This is a genomic window from Streptomyces sp. CNT360 (genome assembly GCF_000424785.1).
Genome location: NZ_AUKO01000001.1, coordinates 228,198 through 248,451, shown reverse-complemented (window position 1 = coordinate 248,451; position 20,254 = coordinate 228,198). Strand labels below are relative to the sequence as shown.

Annotated in this window: 16 protein-coding genes; 5 read left to right on the top strand and 11 right to left on the bottom strand. The window is 73.5% G+C overall.

Annotated features, from left to right (window positions below; translation table 11 throughout):
* Positions 1-95: 95 nt before the first annotated feature.
* Genes H297_RS33790 through H297_RS0101015 form a run of 5 tightly spaced genes read right to left on the bottom strand, consistent with a single transcriptional unit; the run spans position 96 to position 4,524 of the window.
* Positions 96-1,022 carry an SDR family NAD(P)-dependent oxidoreductase gene (locus tag H297_RS33790; protein WP_037792460.1) on the bottom strand — a complete coding sequence of 309 codons (927 nt, stop codon included), beginning with the start codon at positions 1,020-1,022 and terminating at the stop codon, positions 96-98.
* A 21-nt stretch (positions 1,023-1,043) separates the two neighbouring features.
* Positions 1,044-2,063: an SDR family oxidoreductase gene (locus tag H297_RS0101030; RefSeq protein WP_027735530.1), complete on the bottom strand. Its 1,020-nt coding sequence runs from the start codon at positions 2,061-2,063 to the stop codon at positions 1,044-1,046.
* Entirely contained in the window at positions 2,060-3,385 is a 1,326-nt protein-coding gene (locus H297_RS0101025; protein ID WP_027735529.1) for an NAD(P)/FAD-dependent oxidoreductase, read from the bottom strand. The genes H297_RS0101030 and H297_RS0101025 overlap by 4 nt, the downstream gene beginning before the upstream one ends.
* Positions 3,386-4,276, bottom strand: coding sequence for an SAM-dependent methyltransferase (locus tag H297_RS0101020; RefSeq protein WP_027735528.1), 891 nt, complete (start codon positions 4,274-4,276; stop codon positions 3,386-3,388).
* Entirely contained in the window at positions 4,273-4,524 is a 252-nt protein-coding gene (locus H297_RS0101015) for an acyl carrier protein (protein ID WP_027735527.1), read from the bottom strand. The genes H297_RS0101020 and H297_RS0101015 overlap by 4 nt, the downstream gene beginning before the upstream one ends.
* Positions 4,525-4,713: 189 nt before the next feature.
* Here H297_RS0101015 and H297_RS0101010 point away from each other — a divergent pair, with 189 nt between their 5' ends.
* The 5 genes from H297_RS0101010 to H297_RS0100990 all read left to right on the top strand — a co-directional run bounded on the left by H297_RS0101010 (position 4,714) and on the right by H297_RS0100990 (position 10,046).
* Positions 4,714-6,471, top strand: a complete 1,758-nt coding sequence (locus H297_RS0101010) for a thiamine pyrophosphate-dependent enzyme (RefSeq protein WP_037792458.1) — start codon at positions 4,714-4,716, stop codon at positions 6,469-6,471.
* A complete protein-coding gene (locus H297_RS33785) occupies positions 6,468-7,136 on the top strand; it encodes an SRPBCC family protein (protein WP_106959523.1) in 669 nt (222 codons plus the stop codon). The genes H297_RS0101010 and H297_RS33785 overlap by 4 nt, the downstream gene beginning before the upstream one ends.
* Entirely contained in the window at positions 7,133-8,158 is a 1,026-nt protein-coding gene (locus H297_RS0101000) for a 3-oxoacyl-[acyl-carrier-protein] synthase III C-terminal domain-containing protein (protein ID WP_027735525.1), read from the top strand. The genes H297_RS33785 and H297_RS0101000 overlap by 4 nt, the downstream gene beginning before the upstream one ends.
* An 87-nt stretch (positions 8,159-8,245) precedes the next feature.
* Complete coding sequence (locus H297_RS0100995; protein WP_027735524.1) at positions 8,246-9,517, top strand: FAD-dependent oxidoreductase; 1,272 nt, start codon at positions 8,246-8,248, stop codon at positions 9,515-9,517.
* 34 nt (positions 9,518-9,551) lie between these two features.
* A complete protein-coding gene (locus H297_RS0100990) occupies positions 9,552-10,046 on the top strand; it encodes a hypothetical protein (RefSeq protein ID WP_027735523.1) in 495 nt (164 codons plus the stop codon).
* A 1,024-nt stretch (positions 10,047-11,070) separates the two neighbouring features.
* Here H297_RS0100990 and H297_RS40090 read toward each other — a convergent pair.
* From H297_RS40090 to H297_RS0100960, 6 genes are all read right to left on the bottom strand, one after another.
* Positions 11,071-11,820 carry a 4'-phosphopantetheinyl transferase superfamily protein gene (locus H297_RS40090; RefSeq protein WP_051351388.1) on the bottom strand — a complete coding sequence of 250 codons (750 nt, stop codon included), beginning with the start codon at positions 11,818-11,820 and terminating at the stop codon, positions 11,071-11,073.
* Positions 11,820-14,657: a LuxR C-terminal-related transcriptional regulator gene (locus H297_RS0100980; RefSeq protein ID WP_027735522.1), complete on the bottom strand. Its 2,838-nt coding sequence runs from the start codon at positions 14,655-14,657 to the stop codon at positions 11,820-11,822. Before H297_RS0100980 ends, H297_RS40090 begins: the two co-directional genes overlap by 1 nt.
* A 56-nt stretch (positions 14,658-14,713) precedes the next feature.
* Positions 14,714-16,981, bottom strand: a complete 2,268-nt coding sequence (locus H297_RS33775) for an MMPL family transporter (protein ID WP_051351387.1) — start codon at positions 16,979-16,981, stop codon at positions 14,714-14,716.
* Positions 16,982-17,067: 86 nt separating this feature from the next.
* On the bottom strand, positions 17,068-17,982 hold the full coding sequence (locus H297_RS0100970) for a TauD/TfdA family dioxygenase (protein WP_027735521.1): 915 nt from the start codon (positions 17,980-17,982) through the stop codon (positions 17,068-17,070).
* Positions 17,979-19,607, bottom strand: coding sequence for an AMP-binding protein (locus H297_RS0100965; protein ID WP_027735520.1), 1,629 nt, complete (start codon positions 19,605-19,607; stop codon positions 17,979-17,981). The genes H297_RS0100970 and H297_RS0100965 overlap by 4 nt, the downstream gene beginning before the upstream one ends.
* Positions 19,597-20,244 carry a thermostable hemolysin gene (locus H297_RS0100960; RefSeq protein WP_027735519.1) on the bottom strand — a complete coding sequence of 216 codons (648 nt, stop codon included), beginning with the start codon at positions 20,242-20,244 and terminating at the stop codon, positions 19,597-19,599. Before H297_RS0100960 ends, H297_RS0100965 begins: the two co-directional genes overlap by 11 nt.
* Positions 20,245-20,254: the final 10 nt, after the last annotated feature.

Here is a 20,254-nt window from a genome sequence, read left to right as displayed (position 1 = left end):
GTTGCCGGGGCTCTTCGGCCCGCCCCGGCGAGCACGGTGCGGGGCGCCCGGGCGCGGGTCACGGCGGTTCCCGTGCCGGCCCGCTCCCGGGCGGATCAGGAGGTGCCGGCCTGGGCGACGACCCGGTTGAGCCGGTCCATGCGGGTGGCGAGACTCATCCGGCCCTCCAGACGGAAGGCGGGCAGCCGCCGCCCGTCGGTGTCGTTGAAGCCGTACTCCTCGGCCAGGTCACCGGTCGAGAGGATCTGGCCGGAGCGGCCCTGCACCTGCGGGTCGGCGGCCAGGTGGACGATCGCCCGGCCGACGTACTCGGGCGAGTGGACGACCGCGGCGGGTCCGTCCCCCAGCGCCTCCCAGGCGGCCTCCACCCGTTCGGTGCGCACGAAGCCGGGGTGCACGGAGAGGGCCGTGACCTGCTGCTTGCGCAGGTCCGCTGCGAACGCCTTGCTGAGCCGGTCGCTCGCCGACTTGAACACGTCGTACGCGGCCTGCCCGAGGTAGGTGTCGCCGTCGGTGAAGCCGATGCCGACGATCAGCCCGCCCTGCCGCTCGATCATCAGCGGCGTGAGCAGCCTGGTGACGTCGTACTGGGCGCGCAGCGAGCCCTCGCACAGCTCGTACCGCCACATCGGCTGCTTCCAGTAGGGGGCGTCGAAGCGGACGTCGGCGGAGCGTTCGTAGCCGGCCCAGGCGTTGTTCACCAGCAGGTCCACGGAGCCGTGCTCGGCCGCGATCCGGTCGGCCAGCGCCTGGTTGTCCTCACTGGAGCTGTGGTCGCAGCGCACCGCGATGCCGGTGCCGCCGCGCGCGGTGACCTCCTGCGCGGTGTCGTCCACCGTGCCCGGCAGATCCTCGGTGCGTCCCGTGGTGCGGCTGCTGCGCCCGGTGACGTAGACCGTGGCGCCGGCGCTGCCCAGGGCGAGCGCGATGCCCCGCCCCACGCCCCGGCTGGCACCGGTGACCACGGCGACGGTCTGCTCCAGCCGCGGTGGCTGCCATTCCTCGTGCGGGTCCTCGTTCACGGTTGCGTCCTTTCGGGCTGGTCAGCTGAGGTGGGCGGAGGCGTAGGCGAGGGTCTGCGCGTAGGCGTCCGTGTCCAGGACGTGCGGGATCCCGTAGCGTTCGCGCAGCGTCGGCATGGAGGTGGGCAGCACGCCGCCGCCGCACCGGGTGACCTCGCTGACGTCCCGCAGCACCGAGAGGTAGGAGCGGGCCAGCGGGGGAAGCCGGCGCAGTTCCTCCGGGTCGAGGGTGTCGGGGTCGGTGACCGGCGGCGGCGGGGACAGGGGCCGCCCGAGGGAGGTGGCGTGCTTGGCGCACACCTCGACGGCGGTGACCATGTCCATCGCCTCCTCGCCGTACGTCACCCAGAACTCCCCGCTGTCGTCGCCCAGTTCGATGCAGCGCAGCACCGCTTTGGCGAGCAGGTCCTGGGGTACGACGTCGATCCGGTTGCCGTCGTGCACCGGGAGGAAGGGGGCGCGCCCGCGGCAGATCCAGTCCGACATCAGCTGGACGATCTGCCCCCGGGAGGTCCAGCCCGTGCGGGAGTCGCCGATCAGGTTGGTCGGCCGGAAGACGGTGTGCGGCAGGCCGCTGTCGCGCAGCAGCTGCTCGGAGCGGAGCTTGGAGCGCACGTAGTTGGTGGTGACGTTGGTCTCGCTGAGCCGGTAGGGGGCGCTCGCCGACAGCGCGGCGACGAACGCGGTGCTCATGAAGTGCACCGTCGCGCCGGACTCCTCGGCGAACTCGATCACCCGGCGGGTGCCTTCCACGTTGACGGGCCGGTAGCGCTCGTCCGGCAGGCCCCATTCGGTCAGCCCGGCCGAGTGGACGACGGTGTCCACGTCGCGGGCCAGCGCCCGGTAGCTGTCTTCGTCCAGGCCGAAGCGCGGCTCGGCCACGTCGGCCGCCAACTGCTCGCCCGCCTCGGCGGGCAGCGAGGTGCCTTGCGGCCTGGTCATCGAGATCGTCCGGAGGGGGCGGCCCGGTATCTCCCGCAGGATGGCCCGGCCGACGACGCCGGAGGCCCCGGTCAGCAGTACGGTGCGGCTCTCGGTCATGCCCGCGACTCCTTCCACTCCATCAGACGCGTGGTGGCACGGGCGCCGACGTACAGCAGGGGCTCCGGCGGGAAGTCGCGCGCCGAGCGCTGTGCGTCGTCGACGTAGAGCAATCGGGAGAACTCCGAGTCCTTGCCCAGGACCAGGTCCCGCAACACCTTGCCGCCGGTGTGGGTGGCGGCGATCCCGTTGCCGTTGAACCCGTAGCCGTAGAAGATGTTGCCGCCCGGCAGCGCCCCGAAGTGCGGGGCGTAGTCCCGGGTGATGTCCATGACGCCGCCGTAGGTGTAGGTGAACCGCAGGTCCCGCCACATCGGGAAGAACCGGCCGAACTCCTCGGACAGGGCCCGGTAGGCGCGCTGGTCGTTCATGCGGCGGCGGCGCATGTCCCGTCCCCAGAAGTAGAAGGCGGGCCCGCCCGCCCACAGCAGCCGGTTGTCGGCGGTGAAGCGGGCACAGGTCAAGAACGTCTTCGCCTCGACCATCCCCTCGCGGCCCGCCCAGGCGATCCGGCCGAGCTGCTCGGTGGTGAGCGGTTCGCTCACCATGGCGTAACTCCACAGCGGCACGGTCTTGTTGCGGAACTGCTGGAAGGTGAACTGGCGGGCGTTGGCGGCGACGATCACCTTGTCGGCGGTGATCGTGCCCCCGGGGGTGACGACCTGCGGCCGCACGCCCGGCCGTACCCGGACGACCGGGGTGTTCTCGTGGACCACGACGCCCCGCTCCTTGACCACCCGGGCCACACCGCGGGCCAGCTTGAACGGGTTGACCAGGGCGCCCCCGGTGCGCATGGCGCCCAGCACGGCGGGGGAGCCGATCACCTCCTGCGCGTCGGCAGCCGGGAGGACCGGCGGCTGTTCCCGGCCGGCGATCCTGGTGGCCAGGTCGCGGTCGGTACGCAGCCGGCGCAACTGCGCCTGCGTGGTGGCCACCATCAGGTAGTCGTTGGCCTCGTACTCCGCGTCGATCTTGTTGCGGCGCGTGAAGCGGCCGATCTCCAGCACGGACCGCCCGACTGCCTGCGAGGCCTCCAGGGCGCGGCGCGTCCCGAACTCCTTGACCAGGGCCTGGATGTCCTTGCCGATGGTCGGCGTGACGAAGCCGTCGGCCCGGCCCGAGGCGCCGTGCCCCGCGAACTCCGCCTCGACGACACGGATGTCCAGCGCGGGCTCGGCCTCCTTGAGGAAGTGCGCGGCCCACAGCCCGGTGTAGCCGCCGCCGACGACGGCGACATCGCAGTCCACGTTCTCGCGCAGCGGCGGTTCCGGGACGACCGGCTCCGTCTCGTGCCAGTAGACGACATGCTTTCGCGTACTCACTCAGCGCCCCTTTTCGAGAATTATTCTCGACAGCCCCAGGTGGCGGTTCTGGAAGTGCCTGACGCTGGCCCCCAGATAGTTCTCGTAATTGACGACGTTCTCCTCGCCGGAGAGCCTCACGGCCGCTTCCCTGTTCTCCCTGAGACGCCGCAGCCATTCCACGCAGGTGCGGCTGTAGTGGTCCGGGTCGTTGCGCAGGGAGACGACGTCGAAGAGCTTCTCGCTCGATTCGACGACCTCCGAGAGCGCCGGGATCTCGGACTCCGGGAAGATCGTTTCCATGATGAACATCAGCTCCCGCACGGTGGCCTTGTCCATCACCGTGTTGTTGCCCTTGACGTTCGTCTGGAGGGCGATGCGGCCCCGGGGCGGCAGCCACTCGAAGCAGTGCTCGAAGAACTCCCGGTAGCCTGCCACCCGTTCGGCGCGGGAGAGGCCGGTGCGCGCGAAGTGCTCGAAGGCCCCGATCGACACGATCGCGTCGTACGGCTCGGCCGGCTGGTGGTCGCGCCAGTTCTCCACCCGGATCTCGGCCCCGGTGATCCGGGCCGACTCGGCCAGCTCGGCCTGGCTGTCGCTGAGCGTGAGGCCCACGGCGTGCTGGACGCCGTGTACCTGGATCAGCCGCTTCAGCAGGCTGCCCCAGCCGCAGCCCACGTCCAGGACGCGCCGGGCGCCACCGGCACGCGCCCCCTCGATGAGGTGGTCCAGCTTCCGCGCCTGCGCCGTCTCCAGGTCGTCGAGCGCCGCCTCCTTCGACCCCGGCTCGGCCCACAGGGCGCACGTGTAGGTGAGGGAGGAGTCCAGCCAGAGCGCGTAGAAGTCGTTGGAGACGTCGTAGTGGTGCCGGATCGCCTCGGCGGTGGCGCCCTGGTAGGCGGTGGCGCTCACGCCGCCGCGCCGGCGGCCCGGGTCGTCTCGACCAGTTCGACCAGGTCGCCGACCGTCTTCACGTTGGCGGCCTGGCTCGGGTCCAGCTCGACCTCCGCGTCGTCCTCGATCGTGTAGACGATGTCGGCGATCTGCAGGCTGGACAGGCCCACCGAGTCGAAGGCGGTATCGGCGCCGAGAGTGAGGTCGGTGGCCTTGCTGCCGAGCTTCTTTGCTATGAGGGCACACACGGTGTCGACGGTGATCACGGAATCTCCCTTTCAGTCGATCGCAGTCGAAGGAAGCTAACCCCGCCCGGCCGCACGGCACATGACAGACCGGTATGGCAGATCCCTGCCATACCGCCCCCGCCCCCGGATGGCAGACAGGTGCCACTTGTCGGTGCGCGCCGCACGGAACTGAAATGACCGGACCACCGCCTGAGAAAAGGACGGTCCATGAGAACCCCATTCCGTGTGGTCGACTTCATCGTCGACTTCCTGAGCCGGCAGGAAGTCCGTCACGTCTTCGGAGTCGGTGGCGCCAACATCGAGGACCTCTACGACGCTCTCCACCTGGCGGAGCACGGCCCGCTCGGCGTGGTCGCGAAACACGAATTCTCGGCAGCCACGATGGCCGACGGATACCACCGCGCGGCCCAGCGGATGCCCGTGGTCGCCGCCACCTCCGGCGCCGGCGCCATGAACCTGGTGCCCGGACTCGCCGAGCTGCGCGCCTCCTGGGTACCGGCCCTCGCGCTCATCGGGCAGCCGCCCGTGTCGCTGAACGGGCGCGGCTCCTTCCAGGAGACCAGCGGCCTGGCGGGCTCCATGGACGCGGCCCGGCTCTTCGGACAGATCGCCGTGAGCTGCGAGCGGGTGGAGGAACCCGAAGCGATCCTCCAGGCGCTGCCGCGGGCCTTCGCCGCCGCGTCGGCCGCACCGGGCCCCGCCGTGCTGCTGCTGCCCAAGGACGTCCAGCAGGCCGTCCTCGCCCCCTGGGACAGCCCCGCGAGGCAGGCCGCGCCCGAGCGCCCGAGCTCCGCCGCCGCCGACCGCGCGCAGGCCGTGACCCTGCTGCGCTCGGCCGCGGAGCGGCAGGGCGTGGCCGTGATCGCCGGCGAGGGTGTGGCGCGGGCCGACGCCCGGCCCGAACTCGCCGCGCTCGCCGCGGCGCTCGGGGCACGCGTCGCGGTGGCACCCGACGCCAAGGACGTCTTCGACGACCGGGACCCCCGGCACCTCGGCATCGCCGGAGTGATCGGCGGCGTCGAGGTACAGGCCGCGCTGGAACAGGCTTCCGCCGTTGTGCTGGCCGGAACCCGGCTGCCGCAGATGGCCGGTGCCGGGCTGCACGACCACCTCAAGGGCGTGCCGGTCGTCTGCCTCGACCGCCGCCCGCCGTTCCTGGAGGCGCACGAGGACCTGGTGCGGCTCACCGGGGACCTGCGCGAGGAGATGAGCCTGCTCACCGGGGAACTGCTCGCACCGCGCGCGGGGCTCCAGCAGCGCAACGGTGCCGCGCGGGCCCTGGTGGACAACCTCGCAGCACAGCAGGCGAGCGCCCCGACTGCGGAGCTGTCGCACGTGCCGGACTCGGCGGCGCTGGACATGACGACGGCGGCGCGCCTGGTCGGTGCGGCCCTTCCCGAGCGCTCCACCGTGGTCAGCGACGCGGGCAACACCGGTGCCGTCGCCATCCACCACGTGGGCGTGCCCCCGGGCGGCCGGTTCATCGTCGCCATGGGCATGGGCGGCATGGGCCACAGCTTCGGCGCGGCCGTCGGTGCCGCGTTCGCCACCGGGCGGCGTACCTGCGTACTGGCCGGCGACGGGGCGTTCTTCATGCACGGCATGGAGGTGCACACCGCGATCGAGCACCGGCTGCCCGTCACATTCGTGATCTTCGACAACCGGTCGCACGGCATGTGCCGCACCAGGGAGCAGCTCTTCTACGGGGGCGACTACTCCTACAACCTCTTCCGGCCGGCCAGGATCGGTGACGGCATGGCCGCCATGTTCCCCGGCCTGGACGCGGTGACCGCCCGGAGCGCGGGCGAGCTGCGCGCGGCGCTCGGACGGGCCCACGCCACCCGCGCGCCGGCCCTGATCTGCATCGAGGCCGACCCGGCCGAGGTGCCCCCGTTCCGTCCGTTCCAGGACGCCATCGCCGCCGGATCCAACCGGCCCGTCAACCAAGGAGTCGTACCAGGATGACCACCGCCCCGACGCACACCGACCCGGCCGCCGACTACACGCCGCCTCCCGCGGTCCCCGACGACCTCAAGGACGTCCCCGGGCTGCTGCGCTGGGAGACCACGCCCCGCGAGGAGGCGTTCGCGCACGCGGCGACGCTGACCAAGGAGACCTTCACCTACGACGAGGTGTACGGGCAGTTCGTCACCGTCCACCAGTACATCGACGCACCGCCGCAGGCCGTCTACGACTACCTGACCGACGAGCGCAACCTCAACGAGTACACCTACAGCACCCGCGACTTCGCGCCCACCGACACCCCCGGTCTCTACCAGGGCCGCGACACCCTGCTCGACGACGAGACCAAGATATTCCTGCGCATCGACGGCAACCCGGACGCGCTCACCGTGGACATGAAGTGCGCCTGGGACCAGGGCGAGGAGCTGTGGATGGTCTACATCCACCGGATCATCTCGGCCGAGACCGTGCTGGGCAAGCGCGGTTCGGTGGTCATCTGGACCAACTGCCACCACCCGTACTACGACAAGAACCCGCACCCCGAGCTGGCCTCCAGCCCCGAGCGCCCCTGGGTCGGCGACACCTGGGGCCTCTTCTACGCCGGCCACAAGGTGGAGATCGACAACCTCAAGAAGATCCTCGAACTCCGCCACGGCACCGCCGCATGAGGACGGTCAGCCTGCTCGAACTCGCCTCCTACCTGCCGGGGGAACCGGTGGACACGGACTGGTTCCGCCAGTTCCAGGAGGACGACGGCGAGATGTCCGGGCACACCATGTTCAAGGCGCCGCACCACCGGCACCAGGTGTCCCGGGACGAGACCCCCGCGGACATGATGGAGAAGGCCGGACTGCTCCTGCGCGAGCGGATCGGCAAGGACGCCGTCGAGGGCGCCGACGTGGTGATCACCAACACGCTGCTCCCCGAGGTGCCCTTCACCGGCCCGGGCGCCGAGGTCGCCCACCGGCTCGGCGTCAGCGCCGACTGGGTGCTCGACGCCCACAACGGCGGATGTGCCTCCTTCGTGCACCTGCTCAGGATCGCCCGGGCACTCATCGGCTCGGGACAGGCCGAATCCGCGCTGCTGTTCAACGTCCAGAACGGCGCGGGCCCGGTGATGACCCAGTCCCAGGTGCGCAAGCTCCCCGAGGCCGTCATCCCCGGCGACGGCTGCAGCGCCGCCTACGTGGCGGCGTCCGACACGTCACCGGTGCTCGGCATCGCGGTCACCAACCGCGGGGACTACACCCGCGACTGCGGACTCTCGCTGCCCGACGGGCGCAAGTACTGGGAGGCGGGGGAGAGCCAGATGCACGTCGGGTTCACCCCCGACAAGGTGGCGGACATCGTCGAGCGCGGCAACCGGCTCGTCCCCGAGGTGGTGGGCCGGGTCTGTGCGGAACTCGACCTCAAGACCGACGACATCGACATGCTGATCACCAACCAGCCCAACCGGATGTTCCTGAAGCAGTGGCAGGAGAGGCTCTCCATCCCCCCGGAGCGCCACCTGGACACCTTCGACCGGTTCGGCAACCTCTTCGGCGCCGGCGTCCCCATCACGCTCGACCACGGCATCCGGGAGGGCCGGATCCCCGACGGCAGCCTGCTGATGCTGGCGGGCTTCGCCCACGCCGGGGACTTCGCCGGAGCCGCGGCCGTGCACTGGCGGGCGGGGGGTGCGCGCGAGTGACCGCGTGGGCCGGCCGGAGCGGGCTGCGGTCCGCTCCGGCCGGCCCGCCAGCCCGAGCACGCACCGCACCCCTTTCGAGGAGAGCTCATGTCCCCTCCCCGAGCCGTCGTCATCGGCGGCGGCATCGGCGGTCTGACCACCGCGCTGGCCCTGCACCGGCGCGGCTGGCACACCACCGTCCTGGAGCGCGCTGCCGGCCCCGCCCCCGTCGGGGCCGCCCTCGCGCTGGCGCCCAACGCCCAGCGCGCACTGGGCACGCTCGGCCTCGGTACGCAGATCAGCGAGCTGGCGTCCTGGCGGGGTGACGGCCTGATGTGCGACCCCGCGGGCCGGCCCCTGACCCGCACCCGCAGCGAGGCCGTCGTCGCACGGTTCGGTGCACCCCTGGTCGTCCTGCGGCGCAGCGACCTGATCGACCTGATCGTCGACCGGCTGCCCGCAGGCACCGTCCGCACACGGGAGGCGGCATTCCTCACCCACGCCGGCTCGGCCCTGCACAAGGCCCATGTGAGCACCCCCAACGGGAGGCACGAGGCGGACCTGGTCGTCGCCGCCGACGGCGTACGCTCCCCGGCCCGGGCCATCCTCTTCCCCGACCACCCCGGCCCCGCCTTCGGCGGCTGGACCGTCTGGCGCATCCTCGCGCCGACCCCCGGCTCCGACTTCGTCCCGCACGAGTCGTGGGGCCGCGCCCAGGTGTGGGGCACCCTCGTGCGGGACGCGGACAGCGTGTTCATCTACGCCTGCGCCGCCACCGACGAGGGCGGCCGGTCCGCCGACGGGGAGAAGGCGGAGCTGCGGCGGCGCTTCGGCCGCTGGCACGACCCGGTGCCCGCACTGATCGAGTCGGTGCCCGAACACGAGATCCTCCGCTGCGACGTCCACCACATGCAGGTGCCGCTCGCGGCGTTCCACCGGGGCCGCACCGCGCTCCTCGGCGACGCGGCGCACGCCATGGTGCCGACCCTGGGGCAGGGCGCCAGCATGGCCATCGAGGACGGCGTCGTCCTCGCCCACCACGCCGCGCCGGACGCGGACCCGGTGGCCGCGCTCGCCGGGTACGACCGCGACCGCAGGCCCCGCACGCAGGCCGTGGTGCGCCGGGCCGCGCGCCTCCTCAAGCTGACCTCGCTGCGCTCCCCCGGCACCGTCGCGGCCCGGGACGGCCTCATGCGCATGGCCTCCCGGGCCGTGCCGGGACTCCTGCTGCGCGGCTTCGACGGCATCGCCGACTGGCGACCGCCCACCGCGAGGACGGGGACCTCACCGGCGCGACCGCCGGACCACCCCTCGATGTCCCCTCCCTCCGGCTCACCCCGAGTTTCCCGGACCCGGGCGACCGACCCCGGCCGCCCGTAGCACCACCCATCACGAGTGAGAAGAGGAACCGATCATGCGTCGGATCATCCAGGCAGGCACTGTCGCCTCCACCGCCGTCCTCCTCGGCGGGCTGGCCCTTGCCGCCCCGGCCTCCGCAGCCCCCGCCGCCGCACAGACCGTGACGGCGACGTACGACTGCGGCTCCTACGGGGTCACCGACCTGAAGATCGAGGCGTCAGCCGAGGGCGGTGTCGGCTCGGTCAAGGTCTCCACCAGTGGTGGTCTGGCCCCCGCCGACATCCCCGCCGACTCCGTCACCGCCACCCTGCGCCTGGAGCGGGCCTCCGGTGGCACGGTGGACTTCACGGGCACCGCCAACGAGGCCGCCCCCGCGGGCGAGCCGCTGACCGTAGGCCCGCTGACCGCACCCGTCACCGAGGGCGACAGCCTCGACTCCTACATCCCGGCCGACGGCTCCGACGTCGCGTCGCTCGACCTCGAAATCCTGGGCCAGGCCAACACCTGCAAGGCCGTCAGCAAGCAGACGCCGGGCCCGATCGTCTTCTGACGCGGTCCCGCCCGGCGAAGCCGTCGCCGGGCGGGCACGTAACGAGTGCCTGTACGCGGGTGGGACCGGCTGTGCGCACAGCCGGTCCCACCCGCGCCTCGGTCCCGGTGCTGTCGGCCCCGCCGGTGCCGCAGCCCGGCTCCGCCCGCACCGCCTGCCGGACACGCCCGTGTGGTGCGTCGGCCCGCCCGACGCGTCAGCCGGCCGGGGCGACCCGCCATCGGCGGCGCTTGGTCCGGGTGGGTCCGCCAGCGGCGGCAGTCGGTCGGCGTGGAGTTGACTGCGGCGGCGGCCCGGCCCGCGCGGGCTCGACTGGGCGGCGGTTGGTCCGGGTGGGCCGGGCTGCGGCGGCGGTTGGTCCGGGTGGGCCCGGCTGTGACGGCAGTTGGTCCGCGTGGGCTCGACCACGGCGGCGGCCCGGTCCGCGTGGGCTCGGCTGTGACGGCGGTTGGTCCGGGTGGGCCCGCCAGCGGCGGCAGTCGGTCGGCGTGGAGCTGACTGCGACGGTGGCCCGGTCCGCGCGGGCTCGACTGGGCGGCGGTTGTTCCGGGTGGGCCGGGCTGCGGCGGCGGTTGGTCCGGGTGGGCCTGGCTGCGGCGGCGGTTGGTCCGCGTGGGCTCGTCGGGGTCGTCGCTCGATCCGGCGCGAGTCCGTGCGGTGAATGGTCCCTGCGGCCCCGTGCGGGGCATGCTCCGTGCGGGGTTCGTCGCGGCACGACTTGTGCGGGGCCTGCTCGGGCAGGACTCGTGCGGGATCGTCCGGGCACGCTCCGTGCGGGTTCCGGGGCACGCCGTCTCCGGGGTGGTCGGGGCCGGTGCTCCAGGCCGGGAGCCGTCCGGCGCGGTGATGGAACCTCATGCCGGAGGCGTCCGGAGTGATGACGGGGAACCAGGCCGAAGATATTCGGCGCGGCTACGGCGTATCAGGCCGGACGCCTCCGGCGGTGACGCGGTTTCAGCCGCGAGGTGTCCGCTGCGGTGAGCGGGTCTCAGGCCGAAGCAAGCACCGACGCGGTGACGGTGTCTCAAGGTGCGGTGAGCTGCCAGGTTGCCGCTTCCGGCGGGCGGAGCACAAGCGGCGCCGTGTCGTCGGCCGGACGGGACAGCGCGGCCAGGCACTCCGCGCCGGCCGGCACGTCCTGGACCACCCACAGCTCCCGCGCGGCAGCGCCCTCGGCCTCCGTACGCTCCAGCACCGCGCTGCGCAGCTCGGGGCGCACGGCCACCCGTGCCAGGTCGGTGCCCAGGCCGATGCCCCAGCCCTTGACCACGGCCTCCTTCCGTACCCAGCAGCGCAGCAGTTCCTCGTCGCCTGCCGTGCCCTGTGCCGCCGCCGCGACATGGGCGCGCTCCTGGGCGCCGAGGCAGCGGCGCACCACCCCGGGCACCGCGAGCGGGCGGCGCAACTCGATGTCGACGCCGACGGGCGCCGAACGGGAGAGGGCCAGCATCCACCACGGGCCGGAGCGCGAGACACTCACCCGCCAGCCGCCGCGGGGCGCGCACAGGAGCGGCGGGCCGTGCCGGTCGCTGCCGCAGCCGGGGCACCGACCGGTGCCCCACACCACCTCGGCCGGCCGCACACCGTGCCAACGCGCCACCGTACGCCGGATCGCGGCCCGTGCCCCCGCGTAGTGGGCGGCCGCGACGGCATCCCGGTACTCCGCGAAGCGGTGTCGCTCCCGCTCGTCGAGCACCGCCACGTCGTCGGCCGCCGGGGTGTCCCGCACCCGGCCGGTCCAGACGTGCACCCCCCTGCGGGCGGTCCCGCTCATCACCGGCACCGTTGCAGAGCGCGTACCACCTGCACCCGGGAGCCGCACTCCAGCTTCTGCATGACGGCGCGCAGATGGTTGGTCACGGTCCACTCCGAGATGCCCAGCGCCGTGCCGATCTGCCGATTGGTCAACCCCTCGGTGACCAGCAGGGCGATCTCGTGCTGCCGGGGTGTCAGGCCGTGCGGGGCCGCCGGCACCGCGGCCCGCGGGGTCGGCTCACGCCGCGGACCCGGGGCGAAGAGGCCCGCGATCAGGGCGTCGTGCAGCGAGACCTCCTGCGCCCCGCGCCGTATCTGTCGCAGCGCCCCCGCCTCCAGTTCCTCGTGGAGCTGTGCCGAGACCGTGCCCAGCGCCGCGTCCTCGGCGGGGCCGAGCCCGTGTCGGCGCCGGATGCTCTCGGCACAGGCCAGCACCCGGACCGGCGCCTCCGGCTGAGCCCCGTCCCCGGAGCGCCCGATGACCAGCGCCAGAGTCTCCAGGGCCTCGGCGACCTGCGCCGGGCCACCCGTCCACAGCAGCAGCCGCATCGACTCGCGCACGTCCTCGTAGGCCTCCTCCGTGCGGCCGAGCGTCCAGCGGACCCGGGCCAGGGCGGCGAGCAGACCGGCGCGTACCGCAACCGGCGACACCGGGTCCGCCCAGTGCCCCGACCCCCCGCCCGCCTGTACCGGAGACCCCGCGTCCGCCGGACCGGACGGCCCCGTCGGTGCGACCAGCCCTCCTGCTGGTGCGACGGACGCCCCTGCCGGCGAACCGGACGTCTGCGCCGGTGGGACGGATGCTTCCGGTGGCGCACCGGATGTACGCGTCGGTGCGATGGACTTCCCGGTCGGCGTACTCGACGTGTCTGTCGGTGCGGCGGACGCCTCCGGATGCGGACCGGACGCCCCCATCGGCGCAAATGGCGCTCCGGTCGGCGAACTGGGCGTGTTCGTCGGTGTGGTGGATTTCCCGTCCGGCGAACTGGGCGTGTCCGTTGGTGCGGTGGACGCCCCGTCCGGCGAACGGGTCGTCTCCGTACGCGCGGTGGGCGCCGCCGTCGGCGCGGCGAACGTCCTCGCAGGCGCAACGGTCGTCCCCATCGGGCCGGGCGTCCCCATCGGGCCGGTCGTCCCCATCGGGCCCGGACCGGGCGGGCCGGGCACGAGGGGCTGTTCGGCCAGTGCCGTGAGCACCGGCGTCTCCGCCTCCGGGTCGCCGAGTGCGGCCCGCAGAAGCGCCTGCGACCGGCGGGCCGCAGCCGCGCCGGGTGTGTCCCCGGCGGCGCACAGTTCCTTCAGCGCCGAGTCGAGCAGCGCATCGGCGGCCACCGGGGCGCCCCGGCGGCGCAGCAGTTCGCCGCTGAGCGCGGCCACCCGGGCGCGGGCCGCGGGGTGTCCGGCGGCTGCCGCGTCCGCCGCGTCGAGCGCTTCCTCGGCGCGCCGGAGGGCACCGTGCTCCAACGACCAGCGGGCGACAGCGAGCAGCGCCGTCGCGGTGAGCGGGCCGCTAGCCTCCCCGTGCCGGGCCGCCGCGGACTCGGCCAGCTCCTCCACCGCGTCCGGGGCGAGCCCGTGGTGCAGCAGGGGCACCTCCAGCGCGGTCAGCAGGCGCAGCACCGCCGCGTGGTCACCGCGCCCGCGCAGGTGACGGGTGGCACTGCGCAGGTCCGGCAGCCTGGTGGCCACGAGCGACAGCAGCTGGGCCACGTCGTGCCCGCAGCGCAGCCGTTCGCCGATGCCGACGGCGAAGGCCGTGCAGCAGTCGGCGTGCCGGTCGAGGGCGTCGGCGAGCGCCGTCGGCCTCTCGGCCAGCCGCGTCCGGTAGTGCACACGGACCGGTTGCGGCAGCCGGAACTGCGGGGTGCCGTCGGGACCGGTGCAGCTCAGCAGCAGGCTCGCGCGGACGAGGGACTCCACCCCGGCCGCTGTCCGGTCCCGGTCCAGCTCCGCAACCCGGCCCGCCTCGGAGAGGCCGACCGGTGCCTCGAAGACGGCGAGGCCGTCGAGCAGCGCGCGTTCCGCCGTGCTCGACGGCCGCGCCGCCCACCGCAGTGCGCTGGCGACCGAGGCGTGCCGGGCGGGCGCGTCCCGCAGCCGTCTGCCTCCCGTGGCCACTCCGGAGCGCAGCTTGGCCAGCACGTCGTGCGGGCCCTCGCTCCCCACTGCTTCGGCGGCCAGTTCGATGGCCAGCGGTATGCCGTCGACCACCCGGCAGATCTCGGCCACGACCGACGGCCCGTCACCGTCGGCCAGACCGGCGCGGTAGTAGGGGCCGACCCGGTCGGTGAACAGCCGCTCCGCGGGTGAGCCCGCGCCGGTGGGCAGCGGTCCTACCAGGACGAGGCGCTCGGCGCGGATGTGCAGCGGCACCCTGCTGGTGACCAGCACCTGCAACCGCGGACAGGCCCGCAGCAGCGCGGAGAGGTGCAGCGCGACATCGGCCGCCACCGGATCGCTGTTGTCCAGCACGACCAGCAGCTTCGCGGCACCGATCCGTGCCTCGGCCCGGCTGCCCGTCGCCGCGCCGACGGCGGACCACAGGGAGGCGGCGCCGGACGCCTCGGCCAGGTCGGCCCACAGCACGGGGACCGGTCCGTGCCGCAGCCGGGCCGCCACCACCGCGTGGGCGAGGTGGCTCTTTCCCACCCCGGCGGGTCCGGTCAGGGTGATCAGCCGGTCCTCCTCGCCCGCCAGCAGGCCGGCGAGCAGGTCGACTTCCTCTCGGCGTCCGTGCAGCGCGCCGAAGCCGGGCCCCGTGAGGGGGCCGACGGCAGGCCGCGTGTCCCGGGGCGGACCACCGCCCTGCGGTGTGTCCGGGACCGTGTCACCGAGCCCCCGCTCTGGTGCGAACATCTCAGCCCTCCATAGGTGTGTGTTGAGCGAAGCCGCCCACGTCCCGCCCCGGCGCGCTACGGCGAGGCGTTGCGGGAGGCCGGGGCCGGCTCGCCCTCCGGCGTGCGGGGGGCGGCCGCCTCCTGCGCTCCGGCGGCCGCCCCGTGCGGGCCGCTGTCAGGCCCGTCCTGTGCGGTCTTCGCGGTGGGCGTGCCGGCGGGCGGCTCGGCGTGGTCCAGGCGCAGCACGCGGTGCAGTCGCCGCAGCGGCCCCGGCGCCCACCAGTTGGCCTTGCCCAGCAGCGTCATCAGGGCGGGTACCAGCAGCGCACGGACGATCGTGGCGTCCACGGCGACCGCGAACGCGGTGCCGAGTCCGAGCTCCTTGATGAAGACGATCCGGGAGAACACCAGCGCGCCGACGGCCACGCAGAACAGCAGCGCGGCCGACGTGACGATGCGCCCGCTCCGGGCCAGCCCCTCGGCGACCGCCGCGCGGTCGTCCAGCCCGGTCGCCCTGGCCTCCTTGATCCTCCCGAGCAGGAAGACGTTGTAGTCCGTGGACAGTCCGAAGGCCAGCGCGAACACGAGCAGGGGAGTGGTGCTCTCGATGCCGCTCTGGGCCCCGAATCCGAGGTGCCCGTCCTGGAAGACCCACACCAGGAAGCCGAGCGCGGCCCCGGTGGAGAGGGTGTTCATCACCAGGGCCTTGAGCGGCAGGACCAGCGAGCCGGTGAACGCGTACAGCAGCACCAGGGTGACCAGGGCGAGTACGCCCGCCGCCCGGGGCAGCCGGTCGCGGATGCCGTCCAGTTGAGAGAGGAAGTCGGCGGTCTGTCCGGTGAACCGGACCGGCACGGGCGCCCGGAGGTCCTCGACCGCGGTGGCGGCGTCGCGGGCCGCGGTGTCGAGCGGCGCGCCCTTCAGCACGGCGTCGATCTCGAAGTGCCTGCCGTCCAGCCGGACCGGGTCGGCCACCCGCTCGACCCCCGGCACCCGGGCGATCTCGCGTGCGTAGGAGGCGAGCGGAGCCTGGGCACGGCTCTCGGCGACGATGCGCAGCGGAGAGGTGGACGGCTGCGCGAAGTCCGTCTCCAGCGCTGCGGAGACCTTCCCCGCGCTGATGTCGGTGGGCAGCGAGGAGGCGTCGGCGCCGGTGAAGCGGATGCCCAGTGCGGGCGAGGCGATCAGCAGCAGCAGCGCGGTGGCGGCCAGCGCGGTGGCCACGGGCCGCCGCATCACCCCCAGCGCGATCCGCCGCCAGCGCCCGACGGCGGGGTCCTCGGCCTGCTCGGAGCGGCGCAGCCGCCGCGGCGCCAGGGCGTTGATGCGGCTGCCCAGCAGCGCGAGCAGCGCGGGCAGCCCCAGCAGGGCGAACAGGACGGCGGCCAGCGAGGTGATGACACCGGCCAGGCCCATGGAGCGCAGGTACGGCTGGGGGAAGACCAGCAGCCCCGCGAGGGCGGCAGCCACCGTCAGCCCGCTGAAGAGCACCGTGCGGCCCGCTGTCGCCAGGGTGCGGCGCAGCGCCTCGGGGCCGGGGCCGCAGACGGCCAGTTCGTCGCGGTAGCGGGAGACGCACAGCAGTCCGAAGTCGACGGCCAGGCCCAGCGCGAGCGCGAAGGCGAGATTGAGGGCGCCGGTCGACACGTTGCCGAAGAAGGTGGCCACCCGCAGGCCGGCCATCGTCAGCAGCAGCGTGAACACCGCTCCGACGACGGGCACCAGTGCCGCGACCGCACCGCGGAAGACGAGGAAGAGCAGCACCAGCAGCACCGGCAGGGCGAGCCCCTCGGCCAGCGCGAGATCCGTCGTGGTGACCTTGCCGACCTGCACCATGCCGATGGTCGGTCCGCCCAGGTGGGCGTGGCCGCGTAGCGCGGGGTCGGCCTCGATGGCGTCGGTCAGCTCCTTCTCGGCCTCCTTGGTGTCCTTCTCCGCCATCGGACGTACCGCGGCGACCACCACGGTGCTGCGGGCGTCCTTGGAGACGAGCCCCGGGTCCCGGGCCGACTTGTAGTCGACGACCCGCTTCACCTCGGACCTGTCCTTGAGCAGTGCGATGCCGGCGCGGACGGCTGCGGGCGCGGGCGCGCCGGGGTCGATCGCTGCGCCGGGGCGGATCAGCAGCGCGTACCCCTGCTGCGGGTCGATGCCGGTGGCGTCCTGGATCACCTGCCGGGCCCTGGTGTGCGAACCGGTGGGGTCGTCGTAGTCGGCGAGCCCGTTGGTCACCTTCGTCTGCACGGACCCGCCGAGGACGGCGGCGAGCACCGCGACAGCGAGCGCGAGCAGGAGGGAGAGCCTCCGCCTCGCGTGGAGGGCGGAGCCCAGGGCGTGGAACATGCGGCATCACCTTCGGCGGTTCAGGGGGTGCGGGGCGGAGGCCGGTGCGGGGAGGCGGCGGCCTCCGCCGGTCGGGCGGGAGCAGGTCAGGCGGCGAGTCCGCTCTCCCGTGGCGGCTGGATGAAGCTCAACGCGTTGTAGATGGTGCGGTCCGGGTCGGTGATCGCCCTGCGGCCGTGCATCACCCGGGTGTTGTCGATGACGGCCACGTCGCCGTCGCACCACTCCAGGTTCTCGGTCAGCCGCTCGGTGGTGTCTGCGACCTCCTCCAGCAGGGGCGCCGGCAGGTCCTCGCCGTCGGCGAAGGTGATGCGCGGCTTCTCGTAGTTGAAGGACGGGCCCAGGATGCTGTTGGCGAACGAGGTCCGCGTGCCGAACAGCGTGGGGCCCATCGCCGGGGTGCGGAAGGCGTAGGTGACCCCGCCGTCCGCCTCGGGCGTCACCTCGGTGCCGGGCATGGTCGCGGCGAGCGCCGACAGCTCCGCCGCGTCGATGCCGTCGGCGGGCCGGTCCAGCAGGTGCTGCGCCATGACCCGCCACTGCGTCTCGGCGACGTACCGGCTGTAGACGATGTCCCGGCCGCGGAAGGCCGCACGGGCCGCTTCCGGCAGCGCGTCCCACACCCGGTACCCGTCGCAGACGGTGGTCTGCGAACCGGAGGCGGCGGCCTTCTCGCAGAAGAACCAGGCCAGGTGGGCGCGGAAGGGGCTGTTGCCGTTCTCGGTGTGCAGCCCGACCTCGTCGAAGCCCGCGTCGACCTTCTGGGCCACGTCGGAGTGGAACTCGCGGGCCGGGTCGAGCGTGGTGGAGGTGGAGGTGCGCTGCACCAGGTCGGTGAAGGAGTCCATGTCCGCGCCGAAACCGCGCAGCAGCAGGTGGCCCGCCTCGGCCAGCAGACCGAGCAGATCCGCGGGCGCGATGCCCGCCGTGCCGCCGTCGGCCGGCTCCAGCAGCAGCCCGCTGCCGGTGCCGAGGGGGCTGGTGCGAAACGCCGTGCTCATGCGGTGATCTCCTCGGGTGTCGTACGGGTCAGCAGGTCGCGGACGGCGTCCCGGCGGGGCCGTCCGGTGACCGTGAAGCAACGGGTGTACTCGGGGTCGTCCTCGGCCATCAGCCGTACGGCGGTGACCCGTTCGACGTCGGAGAGCCGGTCCCGGCCGAACCGTGTGATGTGCCGCAGGGCGTCCGCACGGTCGGCGCCGGCCTCGATCACGAACAGGCCGCGCACCTCGTCCAGGCCGTCCGCGACGACGGCCACCTCGCGCACGAAGCCGATCTCGCGGTAGCGCGCCTCCACCCACTCGGGCGACAGGTTGCGGCCCGCGGAGGTGATGACGAGGCTCTTCTTGCGGCCGGTGATGCGCAGGTAGCCCTCGTCGTCGAGCGTGGCCAGGTCCCCGGTGTGCAGCCAGCCCTGGTCGTCGATCACCACGCTGGAGGGGTCCTCCTGGCTGTACCCGGCGAACAGGGAGTCGCCCCGCACGAGGAGTTCACCGTCGGGGGCGAGCATCACCCGCACGTGGTCCAGCGGCCGGCCCACCGTGCCGAACCGGAACCGGCCGGGGAAGTTCCAGGACACCACGGAGCTGTTCTCGCTCAGGCCGTACCCCTCGTACAGCGGGATCCCGAACGCCTCCAGCCGCTCCAGCACCTGCACCGGGACCGGCGCGCCGCCGCAGGCGATGAAGACGGGACCGGCGTGCCCGAAGAGCCGGTTGCGGCGCTGGGCCAGCGTCTCCGCGGGGTTCTGCTCGCACAGCGAGAGCAGCAGACCGGCGACCGTGGGCGGCACCACCATGGCGGTGGGCCGCGCCTGGCGCAGCAGCGAGAGCATCCGCGGTCCCGCGTCGGCCACGGTGCCGATCAAGGGGGTGCCCGGCGGGAGGAAGGTGACGCTGCCGCCGTTGAGGAAGGGCATGTACAGCCCGGCCACCTGCTCGATCAGCAGGCTCAGCGGCACCACCGACAGGTACCGGGCGAACGCCTCCTGCTCCACCCGGCCCGCCAGCGATCCCAGCAGCGCCTCGATGCCGCGCAGCCTGATCCGTACGCCCTTGGGTGCCGAGGTGGTGCCGGAGGTGTGCACCACCTTCACGACGGTGTCCGGCGCCGACTCGGCGGCTGCGATGCCGGCGGCGAGATCGGGCAGGTGTCCGCGGGCCGCCTCGTCGGCCAGTTCGGGCAGGGCGACGTCCAGCACCCGGCAGTCGGCCGGCAGGGGCCGGGGCGCCCCCGCGGCGGCCCGCTCCGCCAGCCAGGCACGGCCGGACGTGTCGACGAGGCAGACGTCGGCGCCGGCCAGCAGCGAGGCGGCCTGTTCGGTGGTGAACGCCGTGGGGACCGGGATCTCCTCGGCCCGTGCGAAGAGCGCGGCGAGGTCGGCGGCCACCCACTCCGCGGAGTTTCCGGCCAGCAGACCGACCCGTACCGGCCGGCCGAGCTCCGCGCTGTGCCGTTGCAGCCGCTGGGCCAGCACCCGGGCCGCCGAGATCACCTGCCGGTAGGTGTGGCGGACGCCGGGGCCGCCGGTGGGGGAGAGCACCTCGACCATGGGGGCGTCGCTCTCCGCCCGGCGCAGCAGACCGGCGACCAGCGAGGGCGCGGGCCGGGTGGTTTCAGGCAGCATGTGTCAGCTCCGTCACGTCCGGGGTGAGCAGCCGGATGTCCACCGAGTCGAGGGCGTAGCGCTCGACACCGGTGACCAACTGTTCGGAGTGGTCCGCCAGCCGCCCCCAGCGCACCTCCGGCCGCTGGTCGTAGAACGTCCCCCAGCGCGCGAGTTCCCCGGCTCCCAGGCGGTTGCCGTCGGCCTCGCACAGCCGGTGGGTGACCAGTCCGAGCCGCCGGGCGAGCCCCGCGGAGCGGCCGGTCATCGTCATGGCGGCGTACGACCGGCCCAGGCACGCCTGGATCAGCGGCACCGCCCGGTACAGCTCCGCGCCCGCCAGCGTCCTGGTGGAGGCGACGCTTCCGAGGTGCAGGATCTGGCGGCGGCGCACCGGACGGCCCTCCGCCGCGGAGAGGACCTCCTCGATCGGCGCGTCCAGGTACTGCTCCAGGAGGACCGGCCCGTTCTCCGGCAGTGAGACGCCGATGCAGGCCTCCACCTGCTCGGGGTGCCCTTCCTGTGTGCCCAGGTACGCGATGAACCGGTCGGGGTCCGGGTCCACCCGGGCCCCGAAGCGTCTCTCGAACACCTCGCTGACCATGGCGGCCGCATCCCGCCATACCGGCGTTCTCCGCCGGGCGATCACTATCCGCACGTTCGGTTTC

Bases quoted from the DNA above. Each gene is read 5' to 3' on its own strand.
- H297_RS0100995 (WP_027735524.1), top strand. From the start codon at position 8,246: ATGTCCCCTCCCCGAGCCGTCGTCATCGGCGGCGGCATCGGCGGTCTG.
- H297_RS0100990 (WP_027735523.1), top strand. From the start codon at position 9,552: ATGCGTCGGATCATCCAGGCAGGCACTGTCGCCTCCACCGCCGTCCTC.
- H297_RS0101000 (WP_027735525.1), top strand. From the start codon at position 7,133: ATGAGGACGGTCAGCCTGCTCGAACTCGCCTCCTACCTGCCGGGGGAA.
- H297_RS0100965 (WP_027735520.1), bottom strand. From the start codon at position 19,607: ATGCTGCCTGAAACCACCCGGCCCGCGCCCTCGCTGGTCGCCGGTCTG.
- H297_RS33785 (WP_106959523.1), top strand. From the start codon at position 6,468: ATGACCACCGCCCCGACGCACACCGACCCGGCCGCCGACTACACGCCG.
- H297_RS0101010 (WP_037792458.1), top strand. From the start codon at position 4,714: ATGAGAACCCCATTCCGTGTGGTCGACTTCATCGTCGACTTCCTGAGC.
- H297_RS0100980 (WP_027735522.1), bottom strand. From the start codon at position 14,657: ATGTTCGCACCAGAGCGGGGGCTCGGTGACACGGTCCCGGACACACCG.
- H297_RS40090 (WP_051351388.1), bottom strand. From the start codon at position 11,820: ATGAGCGGGACCGCCCGCAGGGGGGTGCACGTCTGGACCGGCCGGGTG.
- H297_RS0101030 (WP_027735530.1), bottom strand. From the start codon at position 2,063: ATGACCGAGAGCCGCACCGTACTGCTGACCGGGGCCTCCGGCGTCGTC.
- H297_RS33775 (WP_051351387.1), bottom strand. From the start codon at position 16,981: ATGTTCCACGCCCTGGGCTCCGCCCTCCACGCGAGGCGGAGGCTCTCC.
- H297_RS0100970 (WP_027735521.1), bottom strand. From the start codon at position 17,982: ATGAGCACGGCGTTTCGCACCAGCCCCCTCGGCACCGGCAGCGGGCTG.